The following is a 14024-nucleotide window of genomic DNA, read 5'->3' on the forward strand; positions in this document are numbered from 1 at the left end:
TAACGCTTGAGGCAAAGTTCTTACCACCTCACATAGCCTGTCAGATAGATGCGCTGAGCTTGGGAATATCTCCAATGCTTATTTGGTGTTAAGCCTGTATTTACCGAATTTTACGTCCTTAAATACAAGACCCATTGACAACACAGGAATTCATTGCCGCAGCATTGCTGGAAGATGTGGGCAGCGGCGATTACTCTACGCTGGCCTCCATACCGGCGGGCGCAAAAGGGAAGGCGGTTCTTAAAATTAAGGAAGACGGCATTCTGGCTGGTATGCAGGTGGCGCAGGATATCTTTTATCATCTGGAAAAAGAGGCCCAATTCACCCTTTACAAAAAAGACGGAGATGCGGTGCGCCATGGCGAAACAGCGTTTACCGTTGAGGCCAGTGTGCATACCATACTGAAAGCCGAGCGGCTGGTGCTCAACTGCATGCAGCGCATGAGCGGCATTGCAACCCTTACCAACAGGTATGTCGATAAAATAAAGGGTTATAAAACCAGGATACTCGATACCCGGAAGACCACCCCGCTGTTCCGCGCATTTGAGAAGCAGGCCGTACGCATTGGCGGCGGGTACAATCTCCGCATGGGACTGTACGATATGATCATGCTCAAGGACAACCACATAGATTTTTGCGGGGGCATTGAGCTGGCCATACAGAAGACCAATGAATACCTGGCGGCCAACAACCTCAATCTGAAAATAGAGGTAGAGACCCGTAACCTGGATGATGTGCGCCGTGTGCTGACAACAGGCAATGTGCACCGCATTATGCTCGACAATTACTCGCCGGAACTACTGGAAGAGGCTATTGAAATGATAGGCGGCAGGTACGAGACCGAAGCATCGGGCGGTATCAACCTTGATAACATCGTATCTTATGCACGCACGGGTGTCGATTATGTATCGTGCGGCGCTATCACCAATCAAGCGGTGAGCATGGACCTGAGTTTAAAGGCACAACTGGCATGACGAAGATGCACCTTTTTGTATTCATCAGCAACCTGAAACCAGGTGTGACAGGTAGAAGGAAATAAAGAACGCATTTGGAAGAAACGGAATAGCACATTAAGTCTTCCTATTATGTTATTTCTTTTTGCTGATCAAGTCTTTTGCAAAACCCATTTCTGCATCATCGCCGCGCAGGTATTGCGCTATAGTGGGTTGTAAGGGGTAGTCAGGGATCACGCCATGACCAAAAGGCACGGACTCGTCCGGCGTATTCAATACAAATTTTAGTAAGGGTATGCCAATCCGGAGTTGTGAGTTGGGCAGTTTTAATACAATCCGGTTGCCGCTTGTATTGCCATAATAGCCACCGCCGGTTTCTTCGCCAATAAAAATGGCTTTTGTATAATTTTTTGCCAGTGTGGCAAATTCAGCCCCTCCAGAATAAGTTAAGCCGCTCGTCAGTATATAAAGGTCCCCGGTGTATGGATTCGTCTGTGGCTTTTCGTGTTCTTCTATTCCGGGCTTTCTCAGTATGCTTCCATCTTTATCAAGGTAATGTTCGCCTTTCAGCATTTTCTCCAGCTTCTGCCAGTCGAACTTATAATCCGAATTGTTATAAAATGAATAGCTGAAAGACGAGGCCTGGACATATCTATACTTGGTATAATCCTTGCTGATCAGGAACGAAAGCAAATAATCTTCAAAGCCTTCGTCTCCCCCGCCATTATTCCGGATATCAATAATGAGATGGGTTACACCTTGTTGTCTTATCTGTGCAAAGGCATCTTTTACAAATTGGTGAAATTCCATTTTAACAGCATCATACTCATCGCTTGCAAACGAGTTAAAGGTAAGGATAGCGCTGTGCGCGGTACTGTCAAACTTAAGGCTCGCAGGCACGGTGTACGTCGCATTGGGTATGTTGCCAACCGTTTCACGATAGCTTTTAGCAAACGAGTTGTAAGTAACAGATGGAATACCTGAGAAAACCTGCTTTTGCCCCGTAGATGGGTCACTTACTTCGATGGTAAAATGACCCACTGTCGGAAAACTGTAGGCGTAATAGGTCGACAATTTGCCGTTCTCTTCTATCCATCTGTATTTGCTGGTCATGTTAAATCCGTCCGATGGCTCCAGGCTCAAAAACCGCTTCATGATCTCGTCCATCGGGACACCATTGATCCTGGACAACACAAGCCCTTTTACTTTTATAGCGCCCAGGTCATTAATGATATACGGCAGGCTATTCAAAAACTTAATATGGAAAGGGAAATATGTAGCGCTAAATACCATAAAAGCCGATGCCTGGTCACCCAACCTGGTGTAAGTATGGCCTTCCCTGGTGGATGCAACAACCGGGGCTATAATATTGTAATAGCGCAACGCATTCATGCCGTCTCTTATCAGCGCCCGCCGGGCATTGCATATACTGTCAAAAGCCGGTCTTGAATTATACCAGTAAAGGCCGGTATGGGCTTCTTTCAATGAGGACACCATTAAGTCAAAGTCCTGATATAATTTAGCCTTACTCAACCTGATTAGCCTGGTTTTTTCAATTTTATAAAGCAGGAGCTGCCAGCGCTTATCTTTTCTCAGTGTGATCAGATCCTTATCAGTAGTTAATAAGGTATATCTAAAGAAGCTTACGCCAACGATCGTTTTAAGACTTTTGAAAGCACTGTCCGGCTCCATAGCCAGGGCCCAGGAGCAGGCCTCGTTATAAACGTCGGACGGGTCTGGTTCCGTGACCGATCTGTTGGCGGCGGAATAAGCAATAGCCGCATTCCTGTAATCCTTTGCATCATACAACTTTTTTGCCTTATCAACAGACTCGCTGTAAGTTGGGGACTGGGCACTGGCCAGACCCCCCCTTAAAATGAATAGAAGGAAAAACAGAATTGGATTGAAGGCAGCTCTTTTCATTTACAGTAGGCCTGATGGTTTGGCTATGCCTGCAAATGTATGTGCATTACCAAAAGAATAATTGAATGTAATTAGCCTTTAGCAGTGGGCAAATCAGATTTTACGAAAGTCTTTGGGGAGAAAACCTGTACAGGATTTGAAGGAGCGCGTGAAGTGTGCCTGGTCGGCAAACCCGCAGGCATAGGCAATCTCGGTAAGCGATAATGAGCTTGCTTTTATCAGGTTGATCGACTTCTCAATTCTGATGGACTTAAGATAGCTGCTTAACGTAGCACTAAAATACTGCGGAAAATAGCGGGAAATCGTTACAGGATGAACCCCCGCTTTAAGCGCAAGGTCATGCAATTCAAAAGGCGTATCCCATTCGTCGTTAAGTATTTCTTTCAGCCGCAGCGTCCACCCGGGCAACCTGCTATTTTTCCTGTCAGCGTTCATTGGGTGGAACAATTCGTAGAGCAGCAATTGTAACGATGCCTGACCGTAGTCGACCCTATTATGAATTTCATGATACAGTTTAAGCAGCGTAAACTTGGTTTTACGATTTTGAAGCAGTCGTTCCAATAACATGTCTTCAGTTAATTCCATTGCCTGTAATAGGCTCCGTTTTAGATCCAGATTGATCTTTTTTGTACCGGCGGCATAGTCGTTGCAACGGTGCATTTCGCCGGCTGGAATAAACTTTATATCACCGGGGACTCTTTTGTAGTGTTTCCCTAAAAGATCTTCCTTGTGGATGCCGTTGATAAGAAAACTGATACTGGCATTTTCATGACTATGCCATTCTTCAAAAATTTTGTCATCAGCATACTCCGTCAATGCAACCAAACCGCCGCCTATTGCTTTTGAAACGGAGGTGTTTCCCAGGAACGTTTTTGAAGGTATTTTTTTCATTGGCATTCATTCATATTGCGTTCTAAATTACTTTTTATTTTACGAATCATTACCTTAAACACCCGAAGGCTTAATATAGGTCGAACAAATCCGATTTTCTATTAAGAACTTTCAGTGAGTAGTTGGAAGACAATCTTCCGTCATCTGTATCTTTTTTTGTGTTTTTCCGGTGATCATGCTACCTTTTTATACACTTACTTAAAACGGCACGCAATGACGAGACAATCAGAGGACCCCATCACCAGTCTGTACAGAGACAGCTTCCCCGACTTTGCGCGGATGATCCGGCGCATGGGTGGAAGTCTCGAAGAAGCGAAAGACGCCTTTCACGACGCTTTGCTGATCTATATAGAGAGAGAAAGGGCTAGGAAGCTGAACCTTCATTCTTCGCCAAAGGCTTACCTGCTGGGCACGGCCAGGATATGCTGGCTACATACGCGGGGCAAGGTACCCATATCGGAACTGCCTGAAGGATACGAAGCGGCGGAGCCGGAAGATACAAACGAAGAAGAAAGGGAGCAGAGCCTCCTGGAATCCCTGGTGAGAAGCGGGAAAAAATGCATGGACCTTCTGAAGGCATTCTATTATGACCATTGCTCCATGCAGGACATCGCCAACCGTTTTGGCTTCAATGGAAGACGGTCGGCTACGGTCCAAAAATACAAATGCCTGGAGAAGGTCAGGGAGGCAATAAAAACCACACAAGCTTATGCGCAGTGAACTGAACGAGGTATACCTGATCGACCAATACCTGCTCGGCCGGCTTAGCAAAGAAGAAGAACAGGTGTTTGAGGCCAGCCTCCTGCTGGATGAAGCCATCGCAGAAAAACTGGAAGCACAGCGCACGGCGCACCGGCTGATCCGTCGCTACGCCCTGAAGGAGGAGCGACGGCGGCTCGAAGAAATATATCAACTGCTGCTGGACGAGCCCGATTTTGCCCATAAAATTAAAACCATATGATTATCCCAACCGTCATCGACAGCGCAACCAGGGGCGCCTACGATATCTATAGTCTGCTGTTGAAAGAGCGGATCGTCTACCTTGGAACGGCCATAGAAGAAAACGTCGCCAACCTGATCGTAGCACAGCTGCTGTACCTCGATAGCGAGAACCACAATCCCATCATGCTCTACCTGAACAGCCCGGGAGGGATAGTCTATGGTGGCCTTGCTATATACGATACCATGCTCAAGCTGAAGTCGCCGGTAGCCACGGTAGCCGTGGGCTTCTGCGGCAGCATGAGCACCTTCCTGCTAACGGCGGGACAGAAAGGACAGCGCTATGCCCTGCCCCACGCGACAATCCACATGCACCCCACCGGCGGCGGCGCAAAGGGATATACGGAAGATGTACGCATCGCGTATAAGGAGCAGGAACGGTTGCAGAACCAGATCTTCTACCTGATGGGAAAATTCTCCGGCCGCACACTGGAAGAGATAGAAGAGTTGTTCCGCCGCGACCGGTTCATGAACTCCGTGGAGGCCCTGCATTATGGCTTTATCGATGAGGTGCTGGGAGATACCGGCGACCTTATCGCACTGGACGAGATGCAGACCAAAATTCATTTTCAGGCGCCGGTGAAGGATCGGGAAGCCATCGGGTTCAAGCAGCATCCGGCATAAGCTGCCGGATGTCAAGGGAGATTTTGGGGGATTAAATTATTTTAGAAGCCGCCTCCCGGAGTATTTTGAGCGGAAGGATCATTGACTTCTATCCAAAGCGCTTCTTCTATCGGGCTGTGTAACTTCACCGATAATCAGTTAAGCTTTCTCTAATTCCTGATGGGAATCAACCTCAAAGCATTCAACTACGAAGCGGAGGATTGTTTAAAGCTAGAATTTATTTATTTTCCCCCAAAAAGACTGCTATGAAACGTTCCTCACGCGCTGAACATATCCTGGCTCAAATCGATGCCAAAACGAAGCTGGGAGACTTGCGGAAGATTGCCAATGATATCAAAAAAGATCACGAGCTGGCGATGGAACTATGGTCAACCAAAAAGTTTTTGCCCAGGCAATTGGCCCTATTGATTATGGACAATAAGCTTCTTTCCCAGGATTTGATTAACAATCTTGACAAGGATATACAGACTCATCCATTGAATGAGAGAAATCAGCTAACAGATTGGCTAATGGCCAATCAGCTTGCCAAGAGCAAAAAGGCAGTTACATTGATTCTGTCTTGGGAAAATAGTACTTCTAAGCTTCAGAGACGGATATTCTGGTATTATCAAGGTCGCTTACGATGGATGGGGCAAACGCCTCCTCCAAATAATGAAGCGTTATTGTCTACAATTGAAAGCCAAATTGAAAACGAAGAACCGGAAGTCCAATGGGCAATGAATTTTGTTGCAGGGTGGATTGGGGTTTATGACAAAAAGTGGCGAAATCGTTGTATTGCACTCGGAGAAAAAACAGGTCTTTACAAAGGCAAGATGGTATCAAAAGGATGTACTCCGGAATACTTACCCGAGTTCATTACCATTGAAAGCAGCAAGCGAAACTTGTAAGACATACAACTATTATTCAGACAGCTTATACACCTGCAAGCAGGAGTAGCATTCTGCTTTTAATGAAACTTCTCGCCCTTAGCCAGCATTTCCAGGATAATGCTCATACGCCTTTCCCGGGTCTCCGGCTTTTTGGCGGTCTGAAGCCGCCAGGTGATCGCATATTTGTTGGCCTTGTTCAGCGAGTCAAAAAAAGCTTTTGCCTTTTCATTTTTTCCAAGGCGTTTGAGAAAATCGTCGGGGATTGTCGCATTGGAGGGTGAATCGTATGCAGCTGCCAGTCGCCCGTCTTTCTTTGCGTCTTCAAAGGCCTTCAATCCCGGAGCTTTCATTCTCTTTTCACTGGCAAGCCGTTCAAAATGTTCGATGTTTCGTTTCGACCACATGCTTCGTGCCCGGCGTGGTGTGAATTTCTGGATCCAGGAATCGCTGTCAACTTTCTTCTTTTGTCCGTCGATCCAGCCATAACAGAGTGCTTCATCAAGCGCTTCCGCGTAAGTAACGGATTTCTCACCCGATTCTTTGTTGAAGATGCGCAGCCAGATACCATCCGGCTCCGCATGATTTTTAGCAAGCCATTTTGCCCAGGCACTTGCGGATGCAAATGATTGGGTGGGTACATCTTTCTTATTTTCCAGAGCACTCATATAAATTTGTCTGTTTAAAGCAGGGCAGCCGATACTAATTTACGGAAATGTTTTGATCGGGGTAGATAGCCCATCGGGACACCATAGCATAAGAGAAGGGGCCTACACTATCATAGCAGGTCTACAATCTCAGAGCGGGCCGCAGCAACGAAGAGCACGCTATGATACGCCGGGATTTCTTTCATCCAACTGTATGGCAAGAACAGGCAATACTTGTGCCATTGCCTAAAGCCAGGGCACGAGCAATGGCATAAATCCGACTGTAGTCTTGCTCCCCCGGATCAGCCGCAACCAAGCCTATTGATGCTAAAGAATGAGGCCGTCGCAAAAGGTTTCAGGCCTGCCACATCGAGAGACTCGAAATGTGAACAGGCCTGAGATATAATTTTGGCCGTATTTCGACTGCGCCTCAATACGACAAAAATTACCCCTCTTGAAACAGCCTCATCGCTTTGTACTTCCTTACAGGGAGCGCAATCCTCCGTCGACCAATAATTCGGCGCCCACCATAAAGGCAGACTCCGGTGATGAAAGATATAATGCCGCCGCCGCAATTTCTTCCGGTTTACCTACACGTTTGATGGGCGTAAATTCGGCCATGCCAGCTTTAAAAGCATCTGCTTCTTCCTGTGTAGCCGTTACCTGAGCAAATACATTTGTGTCAACAGGCCCGGGTGTTATTACATTTACCCGAATGCCACGGGGCAGTAATTCTGCCGAAAAGCTTCTGCCCAAAGAACGTATCGCCGCTTTGGTTGCCGCATAGGAAGCATGGTTAGGAATGCCCTTTTCGTTTACAACAGATGATAACAGCACAACGGCTGCGCCATCATTCAGGTAAGGCAAGGCCTTTTGAACTGTAAAGAAGGTCCCCTTGAAGTTAACGTTGCTTTGCTTGTCAAACATTTCCTCCGTGAAGTCGGCCAATGGTCCCAGGACATATACGGCTGCGTTAGCAATCAAAACATCTATCCGCCCGAATTTTTCTTCGACGGTAAAATAAAGACGATCAAGATCAGCAAGGTTGGCCGAGTCGCTTTGAATCCCAATGGCGCCGCTACCTATTTCTGCCACGGCTTTGTCCAGATTTTCCTTGTTACGGCCGGTAATAGCCACTTTCGCGCCCTGGGCTGCAAACAGCTTAGCTGTTGCCAATCCTATTCCGGCACTGCCGCCGGTGATGACGGCTACTTTGTTCTCTAATTTTAACGACATGTTCTTTGCCTGTTTTATGATGTAAATAAAGAGGCAAAGCTACCCGGGTGGCCATTATCAGAAGATAAACCAGTTTACGGAATTAAGTGAATGTAGATTAACTTCTCAGGCTTTTACTGCGAATTTTAGAAAGGAATTGTGTGGTCATGCCTAAATAAGAAGCCAATGCATATTGTGGCACACGGTTGGCAATGTTGTCGTATCGTTCCATGAAACTAAGGTATCGCTGTTCCGCATTTTGAATTAAATTGGACATCACCCGGCGCTGCTGAAAGGCAGCGGACCTTTCCGCCATTATCCGGAAAAAAGTTTCGTAAACATGCCCGGCAGCTTTCAGCTTTACTTCGTTTCATAGTGGATCTGCAATACAATGCTATCCTCCAGTGCCACCACAAACATGGTAGCAGGCTGTTGTAGGATATAGCTGTTATAGTCCGATATCCACCAGTCCTCTATACCAAACTGAATGGTATGTTCTATACCTTCTTCATCCACTACATAAGAGCGGAAGGCGCCCTTGACAACGTAGGATCGGTATTTTGCAATAGATTCGGGAAGAATGATAAATTGTTTCTTTTTTACCCTTTTCTCCTTGAAACAGGAAAGAAATACATCCAGCTCTTCGTCTGAAAACCGCACTCTTTTTGAAATATGTTCCCTCAATTGCTCCATGGCCATGATGTAAACTGGAAGATAATGCAAAGTGGAGAAGCGAAAGGCTGTCCCATCTCCCATAAGAAGTAAGGACTAAATTAAGATTTATCTGCAACTTGTATTTCGTTATTCGTCGTTTACGTTTCGCAAAGGTCTGGACGTAATGCCGGCAGCACTGCTGGTTTTCTAAATAATTCCAAGAAAACACCCACGGGGACGGGTATTAGCTGCGATAGTCAGGGCTCAACGATTACGCCCTCCACGAGGATACTATCGGATGGAACCAAATCCCTATAAAACCACGTAGGCTCCAGTGCATACTTTCCTTTACCATTAGACAGTGTGCTTACCTTGATGGTGGTTGTATTATACATCGGATCAACATTGTAAGTAGCACCATTGTAATCAACATAAACATTGCACATTTTAGGTCCGGAGCCAACATAATCCACCTTGTAAGTCCCGGAATGCGGTAAACTGCCCATTTGAAAAGCGAAAGACAGCCCACTCTCTGATAATGGCAAGGAAATTACACGTAATTCAGTAAGTATAGGAGCCGAGTTTACGACGATGTTGCTATAGGCAATAGTATCGCTATTGACCGTCCAATAAGAGTAGACGGCATCTGTGGGGAGTTGATTGTCTTTCTTGCTACAGCTAAGAAATACGGTAATCATAGCTAGTATTCCCAAAAGAGAGGTGATTCGTTTCATGTCGTAACAGCGGTTAAAAGATTTTGTGGTGGTTGATGAGAAAATTACAAAATATTTCAATAGATAGATTCACCACCTGAATATTGGCTTAGCTATCCGGATTTGTATGCAGTATTTTCTTGACCCTTGCTCCGAAAAAATGTAACGGGTACGATGTGCCTTTCGCAGATATCATGTGATCCATAGACAGATCGGGCCAGGCTTTTGCCGCTATACCTGCTGGCGTGCCCTCGCGTGTGCCCTTTCGCACGATACACTTATTCTTTTGGGCTTGGCATAAGGAACACCCCTCAAAAAGAGCTACCGCCTCACACAGTTAGCGTTTGTCTATACAACCATAGACATGAAGACATCCGCATTTACTACATTTGAGGCTTATATAGTTTAGATGAAAAAAATAGGTTTCTTGTCCTTTGGACATTGGGCCAGCCATCCGGCGTACAGCACCAAAGCGGCGAGCGATACTTTGCTGCAGTCTATTGAGCTGGCCGTAGCGGCTGAAGAATTGGGCATCGATGGCGCTTATTTCCGGGTGCATCATTTTGCCCGACAGCTGGCATCCCCCTTCCCTTTATTGGCGGCCATTGGCGCCAGGACAAGCAAGATCGAGATCGGTACGGGCGTGATCGATATGCGGTACGAAAACCCCTTGTATATGGCCGAAGACGCCGGTGCTGCCGATATCATTTCGCGCGGACGGCTGCAGCTGGGTATCAGCAGGGGCTCGCCCGAACAGGTGATCGAGGGCTGGCGCTATTTTGGCTACGAACCGGCTGCCGGGGAAACCGATGCCGATATGGGCCGCCGCAAAGGACTGGAATTTTTTGAGCAATTGAAAGGACAGGGCTTTGCGCAGCCTAATCCCAATCCCATGTTCCCCAATCCACCCGGACTTCTACGCCTGGAACCTTTTTCCCAGGGTTTGCGTGAACGTATCTGGTGGGGCTCGGCCTCCGATGCTACGGCAATATGGGCCGGCCAGGTAGGCATGAACCTGCAGAGCTCCACGCTGAAATTTGATGAGAGCGGCAAACCCTTTCATGTGCAGCAGGCCGAACAGATCCGCTTGTTTAGACAAGCCTGGAAAGAAGCGGGACACCAGCATGAGCCCAGGGTTTCGGTAAGCCGGTCCATCTTTGCGCTGGTCAACGACCAGGACCGGCGCTATTTTGGACAGGAGGCCGATCGCAGCGACCAGGTGGGCGTACTGGAGGGAAACCGGCAGGCCATTTTTGGTCGGAGCTACGCCGCTGCGCCGGATCAGCTTATCGAAGAGCTGGCCAAAGACGAGGCGATACAGGAGGCGGATACCGTGCTGCTGACAATCCCCAATACTTTGGGTGTGGATTATAACGTGCACGTGCTTTCTGCAATATTGGAACATGTAGCGCCCGGGCTGGGCTGGCGGTAAACAGAAATGATCGATGGTCAGCAAAATCAGGTACAAAACAAAAATCGCGGTTATCGGCGCGGGACAAGCGGGACTATCTGCTGCCTATCATTTGAAGAAACAGGGTTTGAACATTGGGGCCGATTTCATCGTTCTCGACGAAGCGCCACGACCCGGTGGCGCCTGGCAGTACCGTTGGCCTTCGCTTACGCTGAGCACGGTCAACAGGATCCACGATCTGCCCGGCTTGTCTTTCGAAGAAACGCTTGGGACGCATGATACGGCCGTACAGGCCAATGCTGCCGTACCGTATTACTACGATGTGTACGAAAAGAAATTTGGTATCCAGGTCTACCGGCCGTTAAAGGTCGAGCAGGTCTATCTTCATCAGGAACGGTTTTATATTGATTCGGCCCGGACTTTATTTTCTGCCGCAGGCATCATCAATGCGACCGGCACCTGGGAGAATCCTTATATCCCCGAATACCCGGGCGCCCGTCTTTTCCAGGGGGAGCAATTGCATACCCGGGACTTTAAAACGGCCGATCATTTTAAAGGCAAGCATGTGATCGTCGTAGGCGCCGGGATTTCTGCCATCCAGTTGCTGGACCAGATCTCCAAGGTCACAACCACCACCTGGGTTACCCGCCGGCCGCCCGAATTCAGGCAAGGACCTTTTGACGATATGGCCGGCCATAATGCGGTGGCGATGGTAGAAGAAAGGGTAAGGCAAGGCCTGCCGCCTTTATCGGTGGTTTCGGTCACAGGACTACCTCTTTCACCCGAAGTCCTGGATATGAAAGCGAGAGGCGTGCTCAACCGGCTTCCCATGTTCAGCGAGATCACCAGGGAGGGTGTGAAATGGGAAGATGGCAGAGAAGAGAAAGCAGATGTCATCTTGTGGAATACGGGTTTTAAAAGCGCCCTGGAACATTTAAAACCGGTACTACCGAGGGAAGAAGGCGGCGGTATCCTGATGGCCGGAAGACTGGCCACCGAGGTCGCCAGGGAGCCCCGCATTCACCTGGCGGGCTATGGCCCTTCGGCCTCTACCATTGGCGCCAATCGTGCCGGCGCGGCCGCGGCCAGGGAACTGATGATTACGCTGGGAATGTAACAAGGCTATAACGGGGATAGCTGTTCTGCGCTGCCTTCTTCCGCCAGAGCGGCGCTGCCCATTGCTTATCTTAACCTTTTCAATCTTTCCTTCAGATTATCTACATATATAGTTTTACTACCTGGCGATAATTGCGAGCGCCCGACCAAATCTATTACCTGTTGTTCTCTAAGCATAAAATCATCCAGTATCCTGGCTACTCTTTTTTTAAGAACACCAAGCCGCTTCCCTAATTCAAGGAAATCAGCGCTGCCATAATAACCATAGGCCTCATAGAAAGGAGAATGCATACTCCCCTCGTATAGATCCAATGCTGTATCTGATTCCTGTGGCGTGTGAAGAACTGTGCTCATAAGATCATAAGCAGGCGTTAGCTGATATTCTCCGGAATCAGTGCGGATGAGCGAAAAGTTCTTTAAGTGCGCATCTCCATTAGAGATGATATAATTAAAAGCTACCAGCCGGAAAAACTGTTCCAAAGCGGGGAGCGCGGCTGCAACATACTTCCTTATTAATATGCCTATCTCTTCGTAGCTGCCCTCGTATTTATAGGCTTCACCGTGTGTATCGCTGGTCTTGTTTAAAAGCTGTGTAAAATCTTCCTGCTGATACTTGCCACCATCGGCTTTTACATCAAATCTACGGGTGATATAGGCTACTTGTCCATCTTTAAAGGCAATAAGCGCGTTGGCTGCCGTAGTGATGTTAAATACCTGTGCTGCAATTTGCATCGTCAGGTGCTCATTTTCGGGAACATCGTCAATGGCGGCTAATTGTCTCGATGGGGGAACCGGCTTTAAAATATATTGTCCTTTTTCGTCTGTTAACAGCAAGCGATTGGCATCCAGGCGAAGTGAGTATTTCAATTGCACCCCGGAAATGGATAAATGCTTCGTGTGCTTCTGGTACCCGGCAAGATTTGTATCCCTGGGAGCATCGAAATCAAGCACTGCAGGGACCTTTGCGCCGTTAAATAGCTCCTTCCTGCATTTTAAGCAATACACCCCGCCTTTATCCGTATAGCACCCTGAACAGCTCATCATTTTCGGGTTTTACGGTAATAGCACCTATGGTGTCATCACCTGCAGTTAACAGAAGTCTTGTAAAATGATCCCTTTCGTCTATTTGGTAGGCCCTGCACTGTATGTCTTTGTTGACGCCTTCAGAAAGCAGGCCGAAAAAAAAGGAAAATAATTTTTCAGAATAATGTTCCTGCTGCGACTTCGGAAGGGATAGACTGACAGGAGGCCTGGCTTCGTTAAAGAAGTACGCATCGTTGTATTGAAACCTGAAATGCCCCAGCTCATTTTTAACGATATAACCTGCCAGCTCACCATTATTGTATACCAATCCTCTCATTGTCGTATTTGTTTGATGCCAATAGTTAATTCCAACCCGAGAACATTCATTACCTTTTGTAAGGTATTCAGGGAGGGATTCCCTTTCCCGTTTTCAATCATATAAACCGTTCTGATGGCAACACCTGCCATCTCCGCCAGATCAGCTTGATTTAGCGCAAGCTTTTCTCTCCTTAAAGAGATCGCTAATCCTATTTCCTTTTCGCACATCAGCGTTATAATACCGATTTTAGGTAAAATTAGTAAATTTTTTCAAGCAATAGATAAAATCGGCAATATAATGCCGATTTATTTCTTCAGATCTCTCCATTCTCAAAAAATATCATTTTCAGCAGTATACTACCGAAAACATTCTCTATTGGCGCTTGCGATATGTCCACACGATAGAAGACAAGCTAAACGACAGCATTTTTTATATATTGAACAGATTCTAAGAAATAAAAAATGTTAACGGACTATCCCCATATAGGAAACAAAATAATCTCCGGTCCTTGAGCACGTCGAAAGGACAGCTATAAATGGTGCTCCGACGGGCTCAGCCACCGTTATCAAGACAAATTTGACTCATGTTTCCTATATCGGGATAGTCAGTAAATCTAAAATACCCAAAGCTCTTCTTAAGCGCTTTGGGTATTTTCCTGCCGGATAGGTTC

Annotated in this window: 16 protein-coding genes; 7 read left to right on the top strand and 9 right to left on the bottom strand. The window is 47.1% G+C overall.

All coding sequences use genetic code 11. From position 1 onward, the window contains the following. Positions 1–134 precede the first annotated feature (134 nt). Positions 135–974: a carboxylating nicotinate-nucleotide diphosphorylase gene (gene nadC, locus DZK30_RS09105; RefSeq protein ID WP_240432890.1), complete on the top strand. Its 840-nt coding sequence runs from the start codon at positions 135–137 to the stop codon at positions 972–974. A 114-nt stretch (positions 975–1088) separates the two neighbouring features. On the opposite strand, the gene DZK30_RS09110 is transcribed toward nadC, so the two are convergent. Together DZK30_RS09110 and DZK30_RS09115 are read right to left on the bottom strand one after the other, a co-directional pair. Beyond that, positions 1089–2762: a S41 family peptidase gene (locus tag DZK30_RS09110; protein WP_162902973.1), complete on the bottom strand. Its 1674-nt coding sequence runs from the start codon at positions 2760–2762 to the stop codon at positions 1089–1091. A gap of 207 nt (positions 2763–2969) precedes the next feature. After that, positions 2970–3767, bottom strand: a complete 798-nt coding sequence (locus DZK30_RS09115) for a helix-turn-helix domain-containing protein (protein ID WP_162902974.1) — start codon at positions 3765–3767, stop codon at positions 2970–2972. Between the two features lie 213 nt (positions 3768–3980). On the opposite strand from DZK30_RS09115, the gene DZK30_RS09120 reads away from it, so the two are divergent. The 4 genes from DZK30_RS09120 (at position 3981) to DZK30_RS09135 (ending at position 6277) form a co-directional block, all read left to right on the top strand. Beyond that, positions 3981–4487, top strand: a complete 507-nt coding sequence (locus DZK30_RS09120) for an RNA polymerase sigma factor (protein ID WP_118973817.1) — start codon at positions 3981–3983, stop codon at positions 4485–4487. Beyond that, positions 4477–4728 (top strand): hypothetical protein, encoded by a 252-nt coding sequence (locus DZK30_RS09125; RefSeq protein WP_118973818.1) that lies wholly within the window; start codon positions 4477–4479, stop codon positions 4726–4728. Before DZK30_RS09120 ends, DZK30_RS09125 begins: the two co-directional genes overlap by 11 nt. Further along, positions 4725–5390 carry a ClpP family protease gene (locus tag DZK30_RS09130; protein ID WP_118973819.1) on the top strand — a complete coding sequence of 222 codons (666 nt, stop codon included), beginning with the start codon at positions 4725–4727 and terminating at the stop codon, positions 5388–5390. The genes DZK30_RS09125 and DZK30_RS09130 overlap by 4 nt, the downstream gene beginning before the upstream one ends. A gap of 245 nt (positions 5391–5635) precedes the next feature. Further along, entirely contained in the window at positions 5636–6277 is a 642-nt protein-coding gene (locus tag DZK30_RS09135; RefSeq protein WP_118973820.1) for a DNA alkylation repair protein, read from the top strand. Between the two features lie 59 nt (positions 6278–6336). Here DZK30_RS09135 and DZK30_RS09140 read toward each other — a convergent pair whose 3' ends face one another. From DZK30_RS09140 to DZK30_RS25780, 4 genes are all read right to left on the bottom strand, one after another. Further along, on the bottom strand, positions 6337–6924 hold the full coding sequence (locus DZK30_RS09140; protein WP_118973821.1) for a YdeI/OmpD-associated family protein: 588 nt from the start codon (positions 6922–6924) through the stop codon (positions 6337–6339). A gap of 462 nt (positions 6925–7386) precedes the next feature. Continuing rightward, positions 7387–8139: an SDR family oxidoreductase gene (locus DZK30_RS09145; protein WP_118973822.1), complete on the bottom strand. Its 753-nt coding sequence runs from the start codon at positions 8137–8139 to the stop codon at positions 7387–7389. Between the two features lie 339 nt (positions 8140–8478). Further along, a complete protein-coding gene (locus DZK30_RS26410) occupies positions 8479–8874 on the bottom strand; it encodes a Crp/Fnr family transcriptional regulator (RefSeq protein WP_240432891.1) in 396 nt (131 codons plus the stop codon). Positions 8875–9029: 155 nt separating this feature from the next. Continuing rightward, a complete protein-coding gene (locus tag DZK30_RS25780; RefSeq protein WP_162902975.1) occupies positions 9030–9506 on the bottom strand; it encodes a hypothetical protein in 477 nt (158 codons plus the stop codon). Positions 9507–9894: 388 nt separating this feature from the next. Between DZK30_RS25780 and DZK30_RS09160 the strand changes: the two genes are divergently transcribed. Further along, positions 9895–10917: an LLM class flavin-dependent oxidoreductase gene (locus DZK30_RS09160; protein WP_118973824.1), complete on the top strand. Its 1023-nt coding sequence runs from the start codon at positions 9895–9897 to the stop codon at positions 10915–10917. A 13-nt stretch (positions 10918–10930) separates the two neighbouring features. After that, positions 10931–12013: an NAD(P)-binding domain-containing protein gene (locus tag DZK30_RS09165; protein WP_118973825.1), complete on the top strand. Its 1083-nt coding sequence runs from the start codon at positions 10931–10933 to the stop codon at positions 12011–12013. Between the two features lie 65 nt (positions 12014–12078). On the opposite strand, the gene DZK30_RS09170 is transcribed toward DZK30_RS09165, so the two are convergent. The 3 genes from DZK30_RS09170 to DZK30_RS26570 are packed head-to-tail and all read right to left on the bottom strand — an operon-like array spanning position 12079 to position 13581. Beyond that, on the bottom strand, positions 12079–13056 hold the full coding sequence (locus DZK30_RS09170; protein WP_118973826.1) for a HipA domain-containing protein: 978 nt from the start codon (positions 13054–13056) through the stop codon (positions 12079–12081). Beyond that, the gene (locus DZK30_RS09175; protein ID WP_118973827.1) at positions 13025–13372 is read right to left on the bottom strand and encodes a HipA N-terminal domain-containing protein; all 348 of its coding nucleotides are present in this window, start codon (positions 13370–13372) and stop codon (positions 13025–13027) included. The genes DZK30_RS09170 and DZK30_RS09175 overlap by 32 nt, the downstream gene beginning before the upstream one ends. Beyond that, entirely contained in the window at positions 13369–13581 is a 213-nt protein-coding gene (locus DZK30_RS26570) for a helix-turn-helix domain-containing protein (RefSeq protein WP_118973828.1), read from the bottom strand. The genes DZK30_RS09175 and DZK30_RS26570 overlap by 4 nt, the downstream gene beginning before the upstream one ends. Between the last annotated feature and the right edge of the window lie 443 nt (positions 13582–14024).

This window comes from Taibaiella koreensis (assembly GCF_003545715.1).
GTDB lineage: Bacteria > Bacteroidota > Bacteroidia > Chitinophagales > Chitinophagaceae > Taibaiella > Taibaiella koreensis.